Annotated in this window: 22 protein-coding genes and 1 pseudogene; 6 read left to right on the plus strand and 17 right to left on the minus strand. The window is 50.7% G+C overall.

Going from position 1 to position 22064, the window contains the following annotated elements:
- Window positions 1-7 precede the first annotated feature (7 nt).
- Window positions 8-292: a hypothetical protein gene (locus O71_RS04020; RefSeq protein WP_143731817.1), complete on the minus strand. Its 285-nt coding sequence runs from the start codon at window positions 290-292 to the stop codon at window positions 8-10.
- 370 nt (window positions 293-662) lie between these two features.
- Between O71_RS04020 and O71_RS04025 the strand changes: the two genes are divergently transcribed.
- Both O71_RS04025 and O71_RS04030 read left to right on the plus strand, forming a co-directional pair.
- Entirely contained in the window at window positions 663-896 is a 234-nt protein-coding gene (locus O71_RS04025; protein WP_007653476.1) for a DUF2798 domain-containing protein, read from the plus strand.
- 415 nt (window positions 897-1311) lie between these two features.
- A complete protein-coding gene (locus O71_RS04030; RefSeq protein WP_007653477.1) occupies window positions 1312-3516 on the plus strand; it encodes a radical SAM protein in 2205 nt (734 codons plus the stop codon).
- Between the two features lie 70 nt (window positions 3517-3586).
- Here O71_RS04030 and O71_RS04035 read toward each other — a convergent pair whose 3' ends face one another.
- The 16 genes and pseudogenes from O71_RS04035 to O71_RS04100 all read right to left on the minus strand — a co-directional run bounded on the left by O71_RS04035 (window position 3587) and on the right by O71_RS04100 (window position 18920).
- Window positions 3587-4321 carry a DUF6624 domain-containing protein gene (locus tag O71_RS04035; protein ID WP_155800490.1) on the minus strand — a complete coding sequence of 245 codons (735 nt, stop codon included), beginning with the start codon at window positions 4319-4321 and terminating at the stop codon, window positions 3587-3589.
- A 372-nt stretch (window positions 4322-4693) separates the two neighbouring features.
- Window positions 4694-5796, minus strand: a pseudogene (locus tag O71_RS25115) (M28 family metallopeptidase).
- A complete protein-coding gene (locus tag O71_RS25120) occupies window positions 5793-6365 on the minus strand; it encodes a hypothetical protein (protein ID WP_237717700.1) in 573 nt (190 codons plus the stop codon). Before O71_RS25120 ends, O71_RS25115 begins: the two are co-directional and overlap by 4 nt.
- A 306-nt stretch (window positions 6366-6671) precedes the next feature.
- Window positions 6672-8699 (minus strand): excinuclease ABC subunit UvrB, encoded by a 2028-nt coding sequence (gene uvrB, locus O71_RS04045; RefSeq protein WP_007653482.1) that lies wholly within the window; start codon window positions 8697-8699, stop codon window positions 6672-6674.
- A 187-nt stretch (window positions 8700-8886) separates the two neighbouring features.
- Entirely contained in the window at window positions 8887-9255 is a 369-nt protein-coding gene (locus O71_RS04050; protein ID WP_007653484.1) for a hypothetical protein, read from the minus strand.
- 124 nt (window positions 9256-9379) lie between these two features.
- The gene (locus O71_RS04055) at window positions 9380-9838 is read right to left on the minus strand and encodes a hypothetical protein (RefSeq protein ID WP_007653485.1); all 459 of its coding nucleotides are present in this window, start codon (window positions 9836-9838) and stop codon (window positions 9380-9382) included.
- A 19-nt stretch (window positions 9839-9857) separates the two neighbouring features.
- The gene (locus tag O71_RS23675) at window positions 9858-10019 is read right to left on the minus strand and encodes a hypothetical protein (RefSeq protein ID WP_192811632.1); all 162 of its coding nucleotides are present in this window, start codon (window positions 10017-10019) and stop codon (window positions 9858-9860) included.
- A gap of 139 nt (window positions 10020-10158) precedes the next feature.
- Entirely contained in the window at window positions 10159-11820 is a 1662-nt protein-coding gene (locus O71_RS04060) for an outer membrane beta-barrel protein (RefSeq protein WP_007653488.1), read from the minus strand.
- Window positions 11804-12382 carry an RNA polymerase sigma factor gene (locus tag O71_RS04065; RefSeq protein WP_007653489.1) on the minus strand — a complete coding sequence of 193 codons (579 nt, stop codon included), beginning with the start codon at window positions 12380-12382 and terminating at the stop codon, window positions 11804-11806. The genes O71_RS04060 and O71_RS04065 overlap by 17 nt, the downstream gene beginning before the upstream one ends.
- Window positions 12383-12613: 231 nt before the next feature.
- Window positions 12614-13015, minus strand: coding sequence for a YkvA family protein (locus tag O71_RS04070; protein WP_007653490.1), 402 nt, complete (start codon window positions 13013-13015; stop codon window positions 12614-12616).
- A 33-nt stretch (window positions 13016-13048) separates the two neighbouring features.
- A complete protein-coding gene (locus O71_RS04075) occupies window positions 13049-13849 on the minus strand; it encodes a shikimate dehydrogenase (protein WP_007653491.1) in 801 nt (266 codons plus the stop codon).
- 2 nt (window positions 13850-13851) lie between these two features.
- Window positions 13852-14802 carry a DUF368 domain-containing protein gene (locus O71_RS04080; protein ID WP_040573598.1) on the minus strand — a complete coding sequence of 317 codons (951 nt, stop codon included), beginning with the start codon at window positions 14800-14802 and terminating at the stop codon, window positions 13852-13854.
- A gap of 84 nt (window positions 14803-14886) precedes the next feature.
- Window positions 14887-15675, minus strand: a complete 789-nt coding sequence (locus O71_RS04085) for a phosphosulfolactate synthase (protein ID WP_007653495.1) — start codon at window positions 15673-15675, stop codon at window positions 14887-14889.
- Between the two features lie 81 nt (window positions 15676-15756).
- A complete protein-coding gene (locus tag O71_RS04090) occupies window positions 15757-17070 on the minus strand; it encodes a tetratricopeptide repeat protein (RefSeq protein WP_007653496.1) in 1314 nt (437 codons plus the stop codon).
- 70 nt (window positions 17071-17140) lie between these two features.
- The gene (locus O71_RS04095; protein WP_143731819.1) at window positions 17141-18151 is read right to left on the minus strand and encodes an NAD-dependent epimerase/dehydratase family protein; all 1011 of its coding nucleotides are present in this window, start codon (window positions 18149-18151) and stop codon (window positions 17141-17143) included.
- A 22-nt stretch (window positions 18152-18173) separates the two neighbouring features.
- Window positions 18174-18920, minus strand: coding sequence for a tyrosine-protein phosphatase (locus tag O71_RS04100; RefSeq protein WP_007653498.1), 747 nt, complete (start codon window positions 18918-18920; stop codon window positions 18174-18176).
- 327 nt (window positions 18921-19247) lie between these two features.
- Here O71_RS04100 and O71_RS04105 point away from each other — a divergent pair, with 327 nt between their 5' ends.
- From O71_RS04105 to hpf, 4 genes are all read left to right on the plus strand, one after another.
- A complete protein-coding gene (locus tag O71_RS04105; protein ID WP_007653499.1) occupies window positions 19248-20387 on the plus strand; it encodes an acyl-CoA dehydrogenase family protein in 1140 nt (379 codons plus the stop codon).
- Window positions 20388-20550: 163 nt separating this feature from the next.
- Complete coding sequence (gene rpsU / locus O71_RS04110; protein ID WP_007653500.1) at window positions 20551-20745, plus strand: 30S ribosomal protein S21; 195 nt, start codon at window positions 20551-20553, stop codon at window positions 20743-20745.
- Window positions 20746-20815: 70 nt separating this feature from the next.
- A complete protein-coding gene (locus tag O71_RS04115) occupies window positions 20816-21694 on the plus strand; it encodes a tyrosine-type recombinase/integrase (protein ID WP_007653501.1) in 879 nt (292 codons plus the stop codon).
- 25 nt (window positions 21695-21719) lie between these two features.
- Window positions 21720-22022 carry a ribosome hibernation-promoting factor, HPF/YfiA family gene (gene hpf, locus O71_RS04120; RefSeq protein WP_007653503.1) on the plus strand — a complete coding sequence of 101 codons (303 nt, stop codon included), beginning with the start codon at window positions 21720-21722 and terminating at the stop codon, window positions 22020-22022.
- Window positions 22023-22064: the final 42 nt, after the last annotated feature.

Raw genomic sequence — 22064 nt, forward strand, 5'->3', positions numbered from 1 at the left:
ATCCGAATTACTGATTCGGATTAGGTTTCAGATTTTCATCATAACGTTTCTGCCGGTCACCTTCCTGGTTGTAGGCACTGTCGCCGATGGCGGTACCTTCACGGCCTTCATATATTCCTTCGTGGTTTTCAGTGGTGTCGCCGTATGTTCCGGCTCGGTCTTGCTCCTCCGGATACTCAATTTCGCTCCGCTCCACGTTTGTCTCACCTGGGTCGGTACCTGTGTTACAGGCCGCCATACCTACGCCCATAAGCAAACCAAGTACAGCAGCCGTTGTCTTTATAGATTTCATAGTTTTTTCAGTTAAGATTTTCAAAGTGCCAATCCACATCAGGGTATAGCTCTTTAATGTACGACCAGCCTACAATTAGAGTTAAAAAAAGCTACACAGCTCGTCCGTTTGCCGTATGACATAGTGCACTAAAACATGAAGCTATGATGAACGGGAAAAATAAGTCTGATCAGGAAAAGAGCAGCAAGGAAATGTCTCGGACAAGAAAAAGGTAGCTACCGACAAGCAAACCCCACCGCCACAGGGTTCAGGTGCGAACAATCCGAACCATACCAAAGACGATAGCTCTGATGCCGAGGCACAAAAAGGACACGCCTGATGACGCAACAATCAGCCTAACCCTTAACTTTGCGGCTATACCTGGTCTGCCATGAAAAAGAACTTGATGAACCCGGCGCTTAAACGCAAGTTGCTGGTTATCTCCCTGCTGTGCCTGCTCGTAGCCTCTGCCCTGCAGCTCTATACCTTCGGCTTTGCTGATAACTTCTTCAGTAACTGGCTGCGCATGTTTGTGGTACTGTTTGTTTTGGTGGCAGGTACTGTGCTGGCTGTTGTGCCGGGTGCAAATTATATTGTAAACAAGACCTCGCAATTGTTCAGATAAGCACTGCTATACCTCTACAAACGAAAAGCCCGTGATAGCATCACGGGCCTTTTGTTTTAGGGAACAATTGAAACACTTACACCATCACAAGCCATTGCTTCGGGTTATTATTCATGAAATTTATTTCACTGATTTAACCTTTGCTTTTACGCCTAGAAGCATTCAACTATAGATGATAATAATGCAAATATAGTGATATTTAGATTGATTTATATAATAAAATATCGCTTTAATGCATAATTTATTCGATGTTACACCTGTCATTCCCTAAGCCGCTCATTTACAACAATTCCAGACTGAACCCTGCCTGCATAAGAAGTGTTAAGCAGGCAGTAATTGTTTAGAAAGCGCTACTTAATCAGTAGTTTTGCAGTCCGCGCCCTTTGGGGCGTTCTTATTTTAAGAATCCCAAGACTTGAAGAAGCCAACCATACTGCTCATCACGCCGCCGCTCACGCAGCTCAACACACCCTACCCCGCCACTGCCTACATCAAAGGCTTTCTGAAGGGGCAGGGCTATACCGTTACCCAAGCTGACTTTGGCATTGAGTTGGTGCTGCGTATGTTTTCGAGAGGTGGACTAAGCAGAATATTTGAGGCTGTAGAAAAGGGGGATTTTGAGCTGTCGGATAACAGCCGACGCATCCTGCGACTCAGGCGGGAGTACCTGAACACCATTGAGCCGGTCATCCGTTTTCTGCAGAACAAGGACACCACCCTGGCTCAGCAGATCAGCTACAGCCGTTACCTGCCCGAGGCCTCACGCTTCGACCAGGTAGAGGACATTGACTGGGCTTTTGGCAGCATGGGCATCACCGACCGAGCCCGCTACCTGGCCACGCTATACCTGGAGGACTTGGGTGACCTGATCAAAGAAACCATCTGCCCCTATTTCGCCTTCAGCCGCTACGCCGAGAAACTAGCCTTGTCGGCCACTTCCTTTGACCCGTTGGAGGAGTCGCTGCAGACGGAGCCAAACCTGGTAGACCAGCTATTGCTGGAGTTGCTGGAGGAGCGCCTGCAGGAAGTGCAGCCGGATGTGGTGGGCTTCTCTATACCTTTCCCAGGGAACCTGTATGGTGGTTTGAGACTGGCACAGTATATCAAGCAGCAATACCCGCACATCCATACGATGATGGGTGGCGGCTATCCTAATACGGAACTGCGAAGCCTCCGCGAGCCGCGCCTGTTCAAATACATCGACTTTGTAACCCTGGATGACGGCGAAGGTCCTTGGCTGAAGCTGCTGGAATACTTGCGAGGTGAACGCCAGGTTGATTTTCTGCAGCGAACATTCATGCTGCAGGATGGCAAGGTAGAGTTTATCAACGGCTGCCTAGACAAAGATATTCCGCATACTGAAGTAGGAACGCCGGACTACAGCGATCTGCCACTGCAGGTCTACCTGTCGGTGATCGACGTGATCAACCCGATGCACCGCCTCTGGAGTGACGGTCGCTGGAACAAGCTAACGGTGGCGCACGGCTGCTACTGGAAGCGCTGCTCCTTCTGCGATATCACCCTCGACTACATTTCCCGCTACGAAACGGCCCCGGCTACTTTGCTGGTTGACCGCATCGAGCAGATCATCGCCCAAACTGGCCAGACCGGCTTCCACTTCGTAGACGAAGCCGCACCGCCTTCTGCCCTGCGCGACCTGGCCATCGAACTGATCCGCCGTGGAGTGAAAATTACCTGGTGGGGCAACATCCGCTTTGAGAAGACATTTACCCCCGACCTCTGCCGATTGCTGGCCGCTTCAGGCTGTATCGCTGTGTCGGGTGGTTTGGAAGTGGCATCTGACAGACTGCTGGACCTGATGAAAAAAGGTGTGAGCATTGCGCAGGTGGCACGTGTAACGGACGGCTTCACACAAGCTGGCATCATGGTGCATGCCTACCTCATGTATGGCTTCCCAACGCAAACCGCCCAGGAAACGATTGACTCGTTGGAAGTGGTGCGGCAGCTTTTCCTGAACGGCGTGATCCAGTCCGGCTACTGGCACCGCTTCAGTATGACGGCGCACAGCCCGGTGGGCAAACACCCCGAGAAGTTTGGTGTGGTGAAAGTTGGTCCGCCGGAAGGTGACTTTGCCAACAACGACCTCTGGCACGATGACCCGCAGGGAACCGACCACGAGCTGTTCGGCCAGGGTTTAGCGAAAGCCATCTACAATTATATGCATGGTGTGGGGCTGGAGGAGCCACTCTCTTTCTGGTTCGATTTCAAAGTGCCGCGTGTCACTACAGACCGCAACCTGATCGCCAAGGCCATACAGGAACCAGCCAAACCGGACAGCGAGCGCAAACTGGCGCGTGTATTCTGGCTCGGCAATGTGCCCGAAATCGACTTTATGATGTATGCCAAGAAAGGCCAGACCATTGAGCGCTGTGTGCTTACTTTCTACGAAAAGGCCGAGGATTTCCAGATCAAGACCACAGCCAACATCGGGCAGTGGCTGCTGGAGCAACTCACGCTGCTGACTTCAGAAGATGCCCCGTCTATTTCGCTGAAGCAATTGGAAGAAACCTATCCGCTGGATGCGCACCTGAACTTCTCAGAGTTCCTGGCCTCACCAGTGTGGTTTGAGTTGCGTGAGAAAGGGTTGCTGTTGCTGTAGCAACTGGAACAATATTAAAAAAGGGAGAGGCACCTAAACTACACCTCTCCCCTTTTTTTGTTTGTTACTATTACTTGTTATCAGAAGTAGGAGGAGTATACTCCAGCCCGAACCTCTTCGCATATTCGCTCAGAGGCTCCATACCTATCGTCGCACGGCGCTTATCCACATTCGCTTCATCTTCTATCGGGTAAAACTCGGGCTTATTGGTTTCAGGGTTATTCTTTAATTGGCTGCCGTAGAGCTGTGGCTGGTTGTTGTACATGCGCACCCTGTCCTCTGTAAGTGCCAGGCTACTTTTCTGCAACTCCCCTTTCTCTGCCGCTTCCCGCATCATGGGCAGGTATTTCTCCATTAGCTCCTTTTGATCCTGGCCTATATGTTGTATCACTGCCCAGGCCGCCTGACTAGCCGCCCCTCCTACCATGCTTTTCTTGGGCCAGCCGTGCTCTTCAATAATCGCTATTATCTGCTCCAGGTTTTCCTTGTCAGCAGCCCACATTTTACGAATCAGTTCTTGAAACTGCTCTGACTGCGACCCGTGCTCCTGCTGCACCTTACTGATCATGCGTCTGTATTTCTGGTCATCTTCATAGATTTGCTCCAGCTGTGCCTTCAAGGGTTTATTGTAGTTGGCTTCTGCCTTATCCACATTCGCCTGCAGCTGCTGCACCAACTTTTCCCAGCGCTTGTCGCTGTGAAGACTGTTCAGGTCGCTGTCCTGTTTCAGGTGACTGATGTTGAGATAGCCTTTGTCGATGGCTTTGCCAAGGTGCGCAAAGGCCTTATCTTTGTCTCCTGCCAAGGCCCAGGAACAGGCAGCATTGTAGTGATCTGCGGTACTCCCCTTCCCATTTTTTAACACCTGATCGTATACTTGTCCGGAGCCTTTATAGTCTTTGGCATCATACTTTGCATTAGCCTCAGCAGCAGATTGTGCTCACGTAACAGTGCTTATGCTACCAGCCAGCAGCAGGGAAAGGAAGAGCGTTTTCATAGATTTTCTGGTTTGTTTACTATTCAATCTACACAAATTTCATAATATATATACCTTATCAGATACTTTATTCTGCTGCAACAGCTTTAACGTAAAGGCAAACCGATGACAGATGTGCAAAAAAGATGAAGCCACACAAACAGCTGTTCGTGCGGCTTCACAGAAAGGAGGGTGATACATTTAGTTATTCATGTAGCTTTCCCGCACAGCCTTGAACTCAGAACCTGCCTTCCATTGTGGCCACTCCGATGAGCCCGCCAAACGGTGACCTACCTGGTAAAGCAGTTTCAGATCCTCTACCACCCCATCCATTTTATAATCCGGATGCACCTGGTCGGCTGCTTTGTGGTAATAGTTGGCGTAGTACTCGTCAAGTTTCTTCTTGCCCAGTTCTTTACCACCATTCACCAGGTCCACTCCAGGCCCGATAAACAGCGCTGGTATACCTATTTTGGCAAAATTGAAGTGATCGGAGCGGTAATACAGGCCTGCCTCCGGATTCTCTTCCGGCGCGATGTAACGACCAGCCGCTTCAGCCTCCGCTGTGATATAGTCCTCGAGCTCGGACTGGCCATCCCGTACAGTACCACGTCTTTTGTCTTACCATAAGGGTTCATCATGTCCATGTTGATGTTAGCCACCGTCTTCTCTTTCGGGAATACCGGGTTTTCAGCATAGTAGGCTGAGCCCCAAAGTCCCTGCTCCTCCGCCGTCACGGCCAGGAACACGACGGTGCGCTCCGGCTGCGTCGGCTGATTCTTAAATGCCTTGGCAATCTCGAGCAGGCCGGCCACACCACTGGCGTTATCCACAGCACCGTTGTAGATACTATCGCCTGTCGCATCGGCCTTGCCTATACCCAAGTGGTCCCAGTGGCCGGTATAGATGATCGTCTCGTCAGGGCGGGTGCTGCCGGTGATCTTGGCGATGAAGTTAGATGTCTTATCGTAGCGGGTCTTCACTTTTAGCGAAGTGCTCGCCTGCAGGTTTAGCGGGAAAGGTTTGTTGCCTGGCTTAGACGCTCTGCTAAGTACAGACTTATAATCCATACCTGCAGCGGCGAAGAGTTTCTCAGCTACAGGGGTAGTGATCCATCCTTCCATGGCGCACTTGTAGGTTTCGCGGCCACGGCTGTCAAGATACATTTTGGAAGTGTTCCAGTTGTTCTGCACTACCTGGAAGCCGTAGCCTGCCGGCTCCGTGTCGTGGATGATCAAGACTCCTTTTGCCCCCTGTCGGGCTGCCTCTTCAAATTTGTAAGTCCAGCGACCGTAGTAAGTCATAGCTTTGCCTTTGAATACGGCCGGGTCCTGGGTATAAAAACCCGGTCATTCACCAACATCACCACAATCTTATCTTTCACATCCAGACCGGCATAGTCGTTCCAGTTGTACTCCGGCGCCACAACGCCAAAGCCCACAAACACCATATCTGTTGGGTCGATGTTGATGGATTCGTCGGTGCGTTTGGTCCAGATCACATAGTCATTACGACCTTCCAGCTTCAGCTCCTGCTGCTTGCCTTTGATGGTCATGTTTGAACTAGCCGTCGTATTCACCTCCACCATTGGTACCTCCTGGAAATAGCTGCCGTCATTGCCCGGCTCTACTCCAAGCGCCTTAAACTCCCGCTCCAGATAATCCAGTGTTTTCTGCTCGCCCGAAGTGAACGGCTTGCGGCCCTCCATATCATCGGCAGCAAGGGCAGTCAGGTATTGCTCGTAGCTTTCTGTTGTAAGTGCGGCCACGGTTTCGGCACCGGCTTCTCCAGTTTCAGGACTGGAAGACTGGCAGGCTGTGAACGCTCCGGCCAGTAATACCGGCAGGAACAGGGGTCTGATTCTTTTTATCATAGTGAAATAAGGTTGCTTTAATTAGCTGAGGCTACTGAGGTATAGCCGCTACAGAAGTGTTAAAGTACATAAAGCTGTTCAGGAAAAAAAGTAGCGAGTGCTTCAAGACCATTTGCAGCGTAGCTGGCTGGCAGCTTCCTCTTGAAACTGAGGTCAGGTATAGCCCCGGTCATTGGTACAGACACTCGCGGGTCTGGAAAACACAGCGGGATCAGGCCCAGCACAGGTTTTCTTAAAACAAAAAGCACCCACAGCTTTATGCCGTGAGTGCTTTTATACTTTCTAGCTTTTCAACTTTCTGACTTATCAGTCTCGCTTTGTCTTGAGCAACTGGCGTAGCTCAGCCAGCTCGTCGCGGTACTTGGCAGCTTGCAGGAAGTCCAGGTCTTTGGCGGCGGCTTCCATCTGCTTCTCGGTTTTCTTAATCAGTTTCTCGAGTTCGTCGCGCTTCATCATCTGAATCACCGGTTCTGCCGCAAGCGATACCTCCTCCGGACCAGCATACATCTTCACCTCTTTCTTCTTAGCGTCGGCTACAGATGTCTGCTCAAATATCTCGTCCTTGGTCTTGAGAACGGTACGCGGTGTAATGCCATGTTCCAAATTATAAGCCATCTGCGTTTCACGGCGGCGGTTGGTCTCCTCAATGGCCCGTTGCATAGACCCTGTAATGCGATCGGCATACATAATCACACGGCCCCGCTCGTTACGGGCGGCACGCCCCATGGTCTGAATCAACGAACGCTGGTCACGCAGGAAGCCTTCTTTATCAGCGTCGAGAATAGCCACTAAGCTCACTTCCGGCAAGTCAAGTCCCTCACGTAAGAGGTTCACACCTACCAGCACATCGATCTCCCCGAGTCGCAGTTCGCGCAGAATTTCCACACGGTCCAGCGTTTTCACCTCCGAGTGCAGATACTTCACTTTGATATTGAGGCGGTCCATGTATTTGGTCAGTTCTTCCGACATACGCTTGGTCAGCGTCGTCACCAGTACGCGCTCTTTGCGCTTGATGCGCTCGTCCACTTCGTCCAGCAAGTCATCGACCTGGTTCGCACTTGGCCGTATCTCAATCTCCGGATCAAGCAGACCAGTCGGACGGATGATCTGCTCTACGATCACGCCCTCTGATTTCTGTATCTCGTAATCGCCCGGTGTGGCACTTACAAATACCACCTGGTGCATCAAACTCTCAAATTCGTTGAAGGTGAGCGGACGGTTATCCATGGCGGCTGGCAAGCGGAAGCCATACTCTACAAGCGCCACTTTGCGGGAGCGGTCGCCGCCCCACATGGCGCGTACCTGTGGTATCGTTACGTGACTCTCATCGATCACCATCAGGAAATCGTCAGGAAAGTAATCGAGCAAACAGAACGGACGCGCACCCGGCGAACGGCGGTCAAAGTAGCGGGAGTAGTTCTCTATACCTGAGCAGTAGCCCAGTTCCCGGATCATCTCCAGGTCGAACTCAGTACGTTCCTTAATACGCTTGGCTTCTACTGGTCTATCCTCTTTCAGGAAATATTCGTGCTGCGCCACCATGTCGTACTGTATTTCATGTATAGCCTGCTGCAGTGTGTCCTTGCCAGTTACGAAGAGGTTGGCAGGGTATAAAGTAATGGCTTTCTCGTCAGCTATCTTCTTTCCTGATTCCGGATCGATGCGATGAATCTGCTCCAGCTCATCGCCGAAGAAATAGAGGCGGTAGGCGAAGTCAGCATAGGCGGGAAAGATGTCTACGGTATCGCCCTTCACGCGGAATGTTCCACGTGTGAACTCGGCCTCAGTACGGCTATAAAGAATCTGTACAAAGGTATAGAGCAGGTTGTTACGGCTGTAGCGCTGACCCGGTGCCAGGTAAATCACGTTCTTGCCAAACTCCTCCGGGTTACCGATACCATAGATACACGACACCGACGCTACCACGATCACATCGCGGCGGCCGGAGAGCAGCGCAGAGGTGGTATGCAAACGCAGCTTCTCGATCTCCTCATTTATTTGGAGGTCTTTTTCAATAAACACATCCGATGAAGCGATATAGGCTTCCGGCTGGTAGTAGTCGTAGTACGAGATAAAGTACTCTACTGCGTTATCCGGAAAAAATTGCTTGAACTCGCCGTACAGCTGCGCAGCCAAAGTCTTGTTATGACAGAGCACCAGTGTTGGCTTGCCGGTATTTTTGATCACGTTGGCCATGGTAAAGGTCTTACCCGTACCCGTGGCACCCAGCAGCACCTGCGCAGGCTCCCCTTTGTTAACGCCTTCTGTGAGTTGGGCAATCGCTTTTGGCTGATCGCCGGTTGGTTGAAATTCTGATGTTAGCTTAAAATCCATTCGTTGGTTTTACAACTTGTAAAGATATACTATAACATGAAAAATGGGCTGTAAGTTTAGCTTTTGTCAATATAATAGCAGGCAGAACAGGAATTCTCCGAAAACAAAAAACCTGCTCTGAGAGCAGGCTTTTGCATGTTTAACTATTCCTAACAATTAATATAAATTAGGCACTGTAAAAACTGTTCTATTCATCTGAACAAACCTGCTTTACCCGCACCGGCGGGAACATCATGTAGACTGCAGTGCAAAGCGGTCCGTACTCAGTGTTGCGCTCAAGAGATAAGTAGACTACTTTACCGGAGTGCCTTAAGTCTTCGGGCAGATTGTCGGTGGTGACAAAGCCGCTCTGCAATTGTCCAATGTACTGGTTGTTGCGCTGTTCGCCTGTACCGTCGGCATCCATGATCTGGAGCACGTACCAGCCGGCTTCGCAGTCAGGTCCCACCACCTCTACCTGCAGGCAGGCCGGTACTGCCTCTTCCTGGTCAGCACAGCTTACAAGCAGCAGCGCCAGCAGCAGGTATAACACAATGATGGACAGGACACTCTTCATAGTTTTATGTTGTACTAATGGTGCTTGGTGAGCAGGGCTACCCGACACGGGCACTGGTTGCCGGACTGTTAAATGATTAGTCTTCTTCATTTGCCAGCATCTATGCCCTGTGTTAGGAGCCCCTTTATCTGTATAAATAGTAAGTATCTGTAAATATGGCACTTGGATCAGATCCGTAATAAATTCCCTCCAGTACCAGCAACCTTTGATCGCGGTGCATGACTCTGAACCGGGCCGACCATCCAAAGTTGCTCAGCACAAACGAGTTTGGCTGCGAGTAGTCCGCTTTGAAACTATCGCGGTACACACTGTTAGAACTCTGCATGCTCGCCCGCTGCAGGTAAGCACTGTCAGGCTTAAACTCAAAGTAATCATTCGCGGTGCCTGTGTACATCACGGAGGTGCAAGTACCGCCGCGACACAGTTTGTTATTCACGCGCTCAATCCGCCACTTACCCTGCACGGACTCGCGCAGTCCGTTCTCCTTTGTAACCGGTTGCATGTCTTCATCTGATTTTGCGCAGCCTGTCGCCAGCCCTAACAGGATAGTGGCCATGGCCGCAAGCCCCCATATTTTTTTCATAGCGTGGAAAGGCGCTGGTTTAGAAGCCGCCTAAAAAGGAATTGTCTTGAAATGCACAGCCCGAGAGCAGCACAGAAAGAAATAAGAGCGCCAGCAATACATACCACCCAGATATATTTTCGCGGCCGGCGGCCACCAGGGCCAACAGTGTTTGAAGAACGGATCTCATGAACAGCATCATTTGCATAGCGCTTTTATTTAAATCAACCAATCACTCTACACTTACATGATTCCCATTGGAGCCGAAGGGTTGCAAGGCTTCAAAAAAAAAATCAGAAATTATTTTCGCGAGCTGTTCAACTGGTAGTTCAGGCTCATGTTCATACCGATCGCATAGGGTCTGCCCTGCGGCGCGGCGGCTTTGTCAGGATCGGCCACCAGGTGCTGAAGTAGTGACGCACCTCCGGCCCGAGTGCCAGTGTCAGGTTTGGCGTGATGCGCTTGCCCACACCCACAGATGCATTGCCGGAGAACTGTACGTTGCGGAAAGGTGATTCGCTGTCGTTGGCAGCGTAGCTGACCGACTGCACGTCCTGGTTAGAAGCCGTCACGCTGGACTCCAGCAGGAAGTTGGCAGCCGCACCTGCAGCTACATACATAAACCAGTCTTTATTGATATCCTGCTCGTACTGCAAGCCCAGTGGCACTGTCAGGTGGCGGTACTTGTACTCGGTAGCATATGCATCCCCTGTACGGGCCACACTCACTGAGTCAGAAGAGAAGCCGTCGTTCAGCGAAGACACAAAGAAAGTAGACGGACTGAGTTCGTAGCGCTCGTTAGAGCGGGGCTTCACCCAGAACTGACGTACGATGTAGTTCGACTTCGAACGCGTCCTGCTCTCGCTATACCCTATACCTGTCAGCAGCTTCAGTTTCTCTTTCAGTTTGAAGCCGGCTTTGGCCTCTACCGCATAAGAGTAAGCCGGTTGCGTGCTCTCCTCAAACTCTTCACGTGCAGCCGTCATGTTCTGGAAAGACTCCTGTGAAGCATTTACACTTGGCCCAGACGCAGCGATGCTGAGCATGTTCCTGTTGTTGGAGCCTGGCATGGCTAGTGGATCCGGCAGGCCGATGTTCTGTTCAAAAACTGATGGGGCATAGGCCAGGTTCAGGCTCCAGCGGCTGCTTGACTTGGTTACTGCATCAGCCGATTTTGATTGCTGAGCAGCAAGTGCTCCCTGCGCCACCTCGGCTGTCTGTTGACGGCTGGCCTGGTGTGCCTCACTCATTTCTGCGAAGGACTTCGGCTTGGCTGCCATCGACTGGTTACCTAATGGAAATGGCTGACCTGCAGCTGCTGTGTTGTTACCGAACGTGATCGTCACGCTCTCCCAGGTAATGATTTGGGTATAGCGGTTGCCAGGCGCAAAAAGACTGCCTTGTGTAGCGCCAGAGTTACTGCCCGGGAAACCTCCTGACACATAGCCTCTGCTACGGCCCGGCATTGGCGTATAGCCCAGGTATGGACTGTAGCCCGGCGCCACATTGAAGTAGTCGCCGGCCTGTGGTTCGTTGCTCAGTTCGGAGGTTTCCGCAGTAACCGGCTGTTTGCCCTGGCGCATTCCAGCTGCACTTGCCGCGCTATTGGCCTGTGCTGTTTCTTCAACAGGAGTGTAGGCCATGGCAGAAGCCTCTTCTTGCTGTGCGGCATAGGCGCTCATGGCCTCCTCTACGGTTACAGGAGCATTAGCGGGCTTGGCTGCAGGCAGGGCGGCTATACCTGGCTGCACGCCTCCCTGGTTCATGCTGCCGTTGTAGTAGTAGGCCAACAGCGCACCTGTGACAGCAAACAGCACAAAACAGGCTGCGGCAAGCTGCCGGTAGAACAGGACGCGCTTCTTATAATCTTTGTTTTCCTGCACTGTCAGGTCGTGGTCTATACGGGCCCAAAGGTCCGGTGCAGGCCTGGCCTCCGCATCGAAAAGGCGACGCTGGAACTCGTCTTCCAGAGTGTTTCGCTTATGGTTATTGGCTGATGACATGCTCTTGATATGTTTTATCCTGGCGCTCGAGCATACCTTGCAGTATAGCCCGCGCACGTGAATACTGTGACTTAGATGTACCTTCGGAAATGCCGAGCATCTCCCCTATTTCTTTGTGATTGTAACCCTCGATGGCGTACAGGTTGAACACCATGCGGTAGCGTGGAGCGAGGCTTTGGATCATGCCGAGCAGTTCGTCCATGGAGTAACCCGTCAGGTTGACGTCCTCCGATGCGATATTGCCCGCTTCTTCCGTTTCATGTGAAACGGTCATGAGCGACTTCTGCCGCAGCTGTTTCAGGGCTGTGTTGATCATGATGCGACGCACCCAAAATTCCAGCGGACAGTCCCGCTTAAAATTCTGAATGTTGGCAAACACTTTCACAAAGCCTTCCTGCATCATATCCTCTGCCTCAAAGCTAGTCGGGGCGTATCGCATACATACCGCCATCATCTTGCGGGAATAAAGGTCATAGAGCAGTCGCTGCATATCCCGCTTGCCGGCAATGCATCCCTCTATGAGTTTCTCCTCTTCTGATTTAGGTTTTGTAAAAAGCTTCAAACGCCTCTTCTTTTAGCTTCACTCCTATGATTCCCATAGCGAGGCAATGGTTGCAAGCACAAAAAAATATTTTTTCACCTCTGGTTGGTAGTATTAAAGCGCACCAAAAACAATTGCATGGTAAATATATTAAAATTAATTATTCCAACAACAGTAAAACAGTGTATAAACAGCGAAGGCCTCTCCGATAGGGAAAGGCCTTCGCCGGGTTTGTTTAAGGTGAGAGAAGGTTTAAAGCAGTGTTAAAAACAAAAGTTTGTAGAGCATGATGGAAACAAGCGCAGCGATCAGCATCCAGGTATAACCGATGATCTGGTAAGCACCGGTAGCCCCTTCGCCTTCCTGGCTCAACACTTCGTACGCTTGCAGACGGGCCTGCCCAAGGATATTTTTGGACACCAACTGGTAGGCAGCATGTATACCCAGTACCACCAATACTACATCATCCAGGAAGCCAAATACCGGCACCAGGTCAGGAATCAGATCGATGGGTGAAATTGCATAGCCGATGACCAACGCCAAAAGAAGCGGCACATACCATCTCACCTCCGGGTGACGGGCAGACAGGTATAGGGCGTATATCTCCGCATTTATCTCATGCGCTTTCTGGCGAAGGTAGGTCAACTGCATCATGGGTGTAAGGGTAAGGGAGTGATTTAATTCTCCTTACGCAGCAGCCCCACCAGAAAGTTTCATAATAACATAAAATAAACGCAATATTTTATTCGGACTTTTCGTTCGCCCAGATTTTCCAGGCGGCATCGGCCTGTGCGTAGAGCATGGGCAGGCCATTGATCGTATGCGCCCAGCCAAGCGCCCATTTTGCAGGAACTGGGTTTCCTCCGGATTATATACCAAGTCGTAGAGATAATGACCGGGCATCAGTGCCTCGTAAGGTATAGCTGGAGCACTGCTTATATCAGGGGCCATACCCAGCGGTGTCGTATTGATAATCAGGGCATAAACCTGCAGTACCTCCGGTGTTACGGCGTCGTAGTGCAGCTGCTTTTCAGTAGGGTTACGGGAGACGGAGGTATAAGGTATAGCCAGTGCATCCAGGGCAGCCCATACTGCCTTCGCAGCACCGCCCGTTCCGAGTACCAAAGCGTTGGCGCCTTCACTGGCCGGATAGAACTGCCGCAGCGTATCCCGAAAACCAATGAAGTCGGTGTTGAAGCCTTTTGTTCTGCCTCCCTCTATTTTGATGGTGTTCACGGCCCCTATACGGGCAGCACTTTCATCCAGTTCGTGCAGGTATGGGATAACGGCTTCTTTATAAGGCACCGTTACATTCAGACCAACCAAAGCAGACTCACCTGCCAGCAGATCAGGAAATGCTGTGATGTCAGGCAGTTCATACAATTCGTAAGCCGCATCGGCTATACCTTCCTGCTCAAATTTTGAGGTGAAGTAGCGCTTCGAGAATGAGTGCCCGAGCTTCTTGCCAATGAGTCCGAACCTGCGCATAATTATACCCTTTCCACTGTGTTGGGGTCGTCTGTGAGGCGGTCGATCAGGTATACTAGCAGGAAGCCGAAAATAGCTAAGCCAATAGCGTATAGCAGATAAGATGGCTCACCGGTTAGCTGCTCAAAGGCACCTGGCGAAATGTTCTCTTGCACCAGCGGCTTTACCACACCGTGACGATCAGTGTACGTTTCCACGGTCTCTTTCCAGGGCCATACCTTGTTAAGCGAACCCACCATAAAACCCGTCAGCAGTGCCACCGTGGTATTGTAATGGTTCTTGAGCATCCAGTTGAGCACATGCGAGAAAGCCAACAAGCCTGTCACGCAGCCTACCGCAAACACCGCGATAATGTCCAGTTTCAGCTCCTTGAGGGCGTTCATCATAAACTCATACTTCGCCATAAGCAGCAGCAGGAAGCTCCCCGAAAGGCCAGGCAAGATCATGGCGCAAATGGCAATAGCGCCAGACAGCAGGATGAACCAGTAAGCCTCCGGCGTTTGCATGGGCACTGCTATGGTCACCCAGTAGGCAATAGCCACACCCGCTATACCTGCCAGCAGCACGATGGGTCGCCACTTGGTTATTTTCTTACCCACTACCACCGTAGAGGCTACAATCAGACCGAAGAAGAAAGCCCACAGCAATATAGTGTGATTCTCAAGCAGGTAAACTACCAGCCTGGAAAGGGAGGCGATCGAAAACAGGATACCTCCTACCAGCACTACCAGAAAGGTCCCGTTGATGTGTCGCCAAAACCCCATGAGGTCGAAGCGGGACAGCAGGCGCAGCGCCTCTCCGTTGACAGAGCGAATAGAGTCCAGCAGTTCTTCGTAAATGCCCGTGATGAAGGCGATCGTACCGCCGGACACGCCCGGCACCACATCGGCTGCCCCCATGCCCATCCCCTTCGAAAACAGTAGCAGGTACTCTTTTAAAGATCGTCGTCTCATGCTTTTAAAATCTGGATTTAGCTAAGCACAAAAAAATTGCCCGTCGGGCTGACCGATGGGCAATTTTCTTTTATCTGTTATGTATTAAGCGTCTATGATTGGCTGTCCGTTGTTGATGAAGTGGTTGAACGTATCACCACGCAATCCCAGACGGATCGTCTCAAGCGGAATTACCTCATTTGGTGCAATGTTCCCCAGGTTCACGTTGGCACCCAGCAGCTTGATGAACCACACCTGCTGTGCTTTCTGCGGGGCCTCCCACAGAATTTTCTCAAACGGGACCTGCGTCAGAATCTCTTCTACCAGACCGCTGCGCACCTCGCCTGTAGAGCGGAACAAACCTACGTTACCACCCTCACGGGCCTCACCAATTACTTTCCAGGCACCAGCCTCCAGTTCGGCTTTCATCAGTCTGATCCACATATAAGGAGGAATGATCTTCTCAGCGTCCTTGGAGCCAACCTCTGACAAGACAGTTACCTGCTCTGCCAGGGTCTGGATGTAACCACACTTCTTCTCGTGGTTCATTTCAATTGAGCCGTCGGATACTTCGGCGAAAGTCATGTTGTACTTATCCAGCACGCGACGATAATCATCGAACTGATTGCGGGCGATAAAAGCCTCGAACAAAGTGCCGCCAAAGTATACAGGTATACCGGCTGCGCGGTACACGTCAAGTTTCTTCTGCAGGTTAGGCACCACATACGAAGTGGCCCAGCCCAGTTTTACAATGTCTACGTACTCCCCTGCTACTTCCAGGAAATCCTCTACTTCACGTATACTCAGGCCTTTGTCCATTGCCATGGTGAAACCACGGTCACGGGGTTTCACTTCACGCTCTGGCAGGCCATTTAAAATATAGTTGCTGTTCATTACTTGCGGTATTGGTCAATTAATCGGGATAATGCGCGCTGCGACTCCAGCTCAGGGAAGAACTCAAACAACAGCTTATGTTTATCGAAGTCCAAAATTAACGCATTTTCCAAATAATTGTATGCTTCGCGGTATTTTCCTGCCGAAAGCATATAGCGCAAGCCTATAATACAGCTCAGCCTCGTCAGGCTGCAATTCTATCGCATTCAGAATAATTTCGGTCGCCTCCTCAAAGTTTCCCTGCTCATAGAGGATGATTGACCAGTTGAGGTAAATGTCTTTATCCTCGGGTTGGATTTCGGCTGCGCGGGCATAACTCTCCAGTGCCGATACCACATGACCTACATGATATTCTGCTGAGGCCAAGGCTACCCAGTAGTCCACACTGTCGTCATAAAGCGTGACAGCCTTCTTAAAGAAGTGCACCGATTCGTACCACTTTCCCTGCGCGTCCAGCACTACGCCTATCCCAAACCAGGCTTCGTCCATTTCCGGATCCAGATCGATGGCTTTCTGGTAGTAACGGCGCGACAGGTCCCACTGCTGCATCTTCTCGTAGCACTCACCTATGTTGCAGAACACCTCCGCCGAAGGCGACCCATGCTCCAGCATCCCATTAAAGGCCTCAATGGCTTTGGTATACTCGCCTATAAACACATAGGCATTGGCCATGTTGTTGTAAGCCGTAATGAAGTCAGGCTTGATGATGGTGGCATAATCGTAGGCGGCAATGGCTTTTTCGTAAGACCCCAGCTTGTTGTACACATTGCCCAGGTTGAACCAGGCCACATACGAGTAGGGGTCTTTATCGATAAAGGCCTGGAAGAATGGAAGTTCTTCGCGCATGGTTCCTGTAATCTCCATGCAGTAGATGATCTCCTGCATGGCGGCCTCATTTTCCACGTTCAGCTCAATGCACTTTTTATAGTACTTAACAGCCGAGCTGAACTTGCCCCAACTCTGATAGGTCAGGCCAATATTGAAGTATATATCGTCGCGGTCCTCAGCAAAGGCCAGCGCTTTTTTGAAATGGTCTACGGCATCGCGGTACTCGCCGCGCTGCGTGAATATGATGCCCCGGGTCAGGAGCACGTCAGGGTTCTGCGGCTCCACCTCGGCTACCTGGTCGATGAGCACCATGGCGTCATCGAAGTTGCCGGACATTGCCAGCAATTGCGCCTTGTCTATTTGAAGCCCGGTCGAAAAAGGATATTGTGCTATAGCAGAATCACAGGCCAGCAGCGCTTTCTTATAATCAAAGTTGGCGGTATAGTGGTCTATGATATATTCAAAATCGGTCAGGTCAAAAAAAACGGTCTCGTTAGTCCCCAGCATCTGCTCGAACCGAATAATCAGTTCAGAATCCTCGCTGTGCTCGTCAAAATTCTCTTTCATCTCCTATATCCCACAAACTGCTAAAAAGGCAGCTCTTGTCTTTTAACTACATTTATAAACTGCAAATAGTTTAGTTTGCGCGGGTCAGTTCCGGACCTCTCTGATTCTGTGCTATTTGCAGCAAAACCTGGCACGTCCAGGCGATGGATTCGCTCAGTGGCCTGAATTCCATACCCGTTGTTTTCCGAACTTTCTGATTGTCAAACAGGTGGCTCTTAGCAGTTACGCGTGCCGTGTCTTTGGTGATCAGTGGCCGGCCTCCTGTAAGCCAGGCACGGACATGTTCCAGCCGCCACACCACTTCGGCCAGCGCCGGAGAAACTCTCATGGAGGGGGCTTTTTTGCCGAAACATCGTGCAGCCTCCGCAAAGAACTCTTTGTAAGTGAGCTGTCCTGTATTCAGTATAAACCGTTCGCCGGAAACATCCGAGAATGTCAGCCGCATCATAGCTTCCACCACATCGCGCACATCCACAAAGTTGGCGCTGCCCGGGGTATAGAAAGGTCGCTGCTGGTATACATACTTGAAGAGGCGGGTGCTACTGCGGTTCCAGTCGGCTGGCCCCAGTACGACGGAGGGGTTCACGATCACGGCCTGCAGACCTTCCGCTATACCTCGCCATACTTCCAGCTCGCCATAGTGCTTCGACTCGGCATAAGCTGATTGCTTCTCACCGGCATCCCACTTACTGGTTTCATTCAGCAGGGTCGTTTCCTTGCTGCGGCCAATAGCCGCGATCGAGCTCACATGGCATAGCTTGATCTCCTCCTCTGCATCCAGACAGGCATCTACTATGTTAGCGGTACCTTCCACATTCACCTGTTGCAACAGCTCGGCATCCTGTGGGGCGTAAGACACTAATCCGGCGCTATGAAACACGTAGCTTACTCCTTTCAATGCTTTCCGGAGCAAGGCAATATCCAGTATATCGCCCTCCACCCAATCTACCTGGTCGGCCTGCGCGACAGCCGGCACCTGCCCCCTGTACAGCGCACGCACACGGTGGCCCTGCGCAACGAGTGCTGGTATAAGATAGCTGCCAATCAGGCCACTGCCGCCTGTCACGAAAACCATCGACATGGGTATAGGGGAAGTTAAGGGATTATAATTTACTGTTGAGTAGCGGAAGCTCCAGGGCTTTCACCAGGTACTTTGAGCAAAGCACTTTTTGCAGGTTGGCAACGTGCTTCGGGCTATGCGCATCAGAACCCAGAAAGTCAACCAGGCCGGCATCAATAAGTTTTTCAATGACCATTTTGGCACCCGGCGAGTAATAGCCGGTGAGGGAATTCAGGTTCGGCTGCAACAGCACACCCTGTTCACGCAGTCGTACCAGGTCGTCGAACTTGCCATAAAAATAGGTATAGCGCTCGGGGTGGGCCAACACCGGTTTATAACCCAGTGACTGCATCCGGAAGATGGCCTCGCGCAGGTTGAGCGGCTCGTTCAGGAAAGAGGTCTCGAACAGCAGGTAATTGTCGCCAAACGTGAGCAGCTCCTCGTTGTCCTCCAACTTCTGCAGCAGCGCCTCGTCCAGGTAGTGCTCGGCGGCGCAGGCCAGTTCCATCTCGATGCCTTCGGCCGTTACGGCATCCTGCAGCACTTTCAGCTGTGTGCGTATGATCTCGGGCGTGTTGCGGTAGAAATCGCTCATGATATGGGGCGTCATGATCAGCTTGCGGTAGCCTAGCTCCTGCATGCCGCGCACCAGCTCCAGCGACTGCTCCACCGTGGCGGCGCCGTCGTCTATACCTGGCAGTATATGGGAGTGCATGTCCACGCCGAGCACACCCAGCGACTCAACCTGTACTTCTTCCTTGCCAAACAGATTCTGGAAAAACTTTATCATTTGCTCAATTCAACCGTATGTACACGGCACAAAACACAAACGTTGCCAAACACGGCAACGCAACATCAAAATAACGCAAATATTATACGCTATCAAAATAAACGCAGCGCGTTTGGGTTTATTAAAAGAAGATCACGCTTAACGCACAAAATCCTGATGGGCTTACGCTACTTGAGTTGCTCCAGGCTAAAGACACAACCTCTGTTCTGACATCGGTTAATTCAAACTAAAACCCCGAATTTGCCAATCAGGCTTATTTGTTTAGTTTTGTAAACCCTTTATTCAAATTTCAGTTTAATACACGCGACTTTAATACAAAAAACTTAAATGGAATTTAACTATACAGAAAACCAGCGCATGATTGCCGACATGATCCGTGACTTCGGCGCCAAAAACATCAAACCGAAAATGATGGAATGGGACGAGAGTCAGGAGTTCCCGGTGGAGGTGTTCAAGCAGCTGGGTGAACTGGGCCTGATGGGCGTGCTGGTTCCAACCGAATACGGTGGCTCCGGCTTTGGCTACCTGGAATATGTGACCGCTATTGCGGAGCTTTCTAAAATTGACGGTTCTATCGGCCTGTCCATGGCGGCGCACAACTCGCTTTGCACCGGCCATATTCTGCAGTTCGGTAACGAAGCCCAGAAAAAGCAATACCTCCCCAAATTAGCCACTGCTGAGTGGATCGGCGCCTGGGGCCTGACGGAGCCTAACACGGGTTCTGACGCCGGCAACATGCGCACCGTAGCAGTACAGGACGGCGACTACTATGTAATCAACGGTGCGAAAAACTTCATCACGCACGGCAAAACTGGTAATGTAGCTGTTGTGATTGTGCGTACAGGCGAAGTAGGTGACTCCCATGGCATGACTGCTTTTATCATTGAGAAAGGCACGCCGGGCTTTAGCGCTGGTCGCAAAGAAGACAAACTGGGTATGCGCGCCTCTGAGACCACAGAGCTGATCTTCGAAGACTGCCGTGTGCATAAAGACCAGATTCTGGGCAACGTGGGAGAAGGCTTCATTCAGGCGATGAAAGTATTGGACGGTGGCCGCATCTCGATTGCAGCGCTTTCGCTAGGTATAGCGCAGGGTGCTTTTGAGGCAGCACTGGCTTACTCACAGGAACGTCAGCAGTTCAACAAGTCAATTTCCAGCTTCCAGGGCATCGCTTTCAAGCTGGCTGACATGGCTACCGAGATTGAAGCAGCGGCTCTCCTCACTTACCAGGCAGCCGACATGAAAAACCGCGGCCTGAACGTGAACAAGGAGTCTGCCATGGCAAAACTATACGCCTCTGAGGTATCGGTAAGAGTGGCAAATGAAGGCGTGCAGATCTTTGGCGGCTATGGCTTCACGAAAGACTACCCGGCAGAGAAGTACTACCGCGATGCCAAGCTTTGCACCATCGGTGAGGGAACCAGCGAGATTCAAAAGCTTGTTATCTCCAGAGCTATCCTGAAATAAAAGGCTATCTTTGCCCACGCAAAATAGTGCCTGCAGGCTGTTTTGGCTGTGCAGGCACCTTTTTTTCAGTGGGTTGCGTAAATATTTTGCTCAACCTATTGATTTTTAAGATAAACATTGATTAAATTTGCAACCCTAAATATCAGAAGAAGCGAGCAAAAATATGATTATTGTAAACGTAAAAGATAACGAGTCTGTAGACCGTGCCTTGAAGAGATTCAAGAAGAAATTCGAGAGAACTGGTGTTCTGAAAGAACTGAGAGCGAGAACGTTCTTCGAAAAACCATCTGTTTCTAAGAGAAAGCAAAAAGAAAGAGCGAAGTACAAGCAGCAGCTTTTCGCTAACGAAAACTACTAGTCTTTCTTTAAAGATATTTTATTTTTCCATACCTTGGTATAAATGACAGACACATCTGTTATACCAAGGTATGGAATTATTTTTTAAGTACCTCGAGTACGAAAAGCGGTACAGTCCGCACACCCTTACTTCTTATCACACTGATCTGGGGCAGTTCGCGCAGTACCTGCAGGACACCTACCAGATTACTGATCCCGCCGAGGCAGACCATACCATCATACGGTCCTGGATACTCACGCTCGTGCACAAAAACCTGGAGGCCCGTTCCGTCAACCGCAAAATTGCCTGCCTCCGCTCCTACTATAAATTCCTGTTAGGTCAGCAGCGCATCAGCGCCAACCCGATGCTGCGCATCAAAGCCCCTAAAGTTTCGAAGAAGCTGCCTGCCTTTGTACCGGAGGAGCCCTTTAACCACTTTCTGGACAGCTTTACCTTTGAAGACACTTTTGAAGGACAGCGTGACCGCCTGATACTGGAGTTCCTGTATGGCACTGGTATGCGACTCGCTGAACTTATAGGTATAGGCCATGAAGACGTAGACCTGCACGCCAAAACAGTACGTGTCCTGGGCAAGGGAAACAAGGTGCGCATCATTCCTTTGAACGATACCTTGGTGGCCGCCATCAGGCAGTATTTAGAGCACAAGAAAAGCCTGTTTGGCAATAACAATTCGGAAAGGCTGCTCGTTACTAATAAAGAACGTCCACTGTATCCGAAGTTCGTTTATCGTGTCGCTAAAAAGTACATCAGCTTGGTCACCACCTCCGAACATAACAGCCCGCATGTGCTGCGACACTCCTTCGCTACTCACCTGCTAAACAATGGCGCAGACCTGAATGCCATCAAAGACCTGCTGGGACACGCCAGCCTGGCCGCTACGCAGGTATACACACACAATTCGATAGAGAAGCTGAAATCGATTTTCGAGAAGGCTCATCCAAAAGCATAAAGTTTAACCATAAAATGTTACGATTATGAAGCTACAGATGCATTCAATCCACTTCGAGGCTGACAGACAGCTGACCGATTTCATCCAGCAGAAAGTAGACAAACTGGAAACATTCTACGACCGCATTGTAGAAGGCGAGGTGTTTCTTAAACATAACAACAACGACGGAACAAACAATAAAACAGTAGAGATCAAACTATTCGTACCTGGCTCCACCCTATTCTCAAAGGAAGATGCCTCATCTTTTGAAGCAGCCGCCGATGCAGCTGTTGAGGCAATGCGCAGACAACTGAAAAAATTCAAGGAGAAACAAATGGCACATCATTAGGCCATTCTGATACCCGCTATACCTACCACAGGTATAAAGCAA

Origin of the sequence: Pontibacter sp. BAB1700 (assembly GCF_000277005.1) — a bacterium.
In the GTDB taxonomy this organism is placed as follows: Bacteria; Bacteroidota; Bacteroidia; order Cytophagales; family Hymenobacteraceae; genus Pontibacter; species Pontibacter lucknowensis.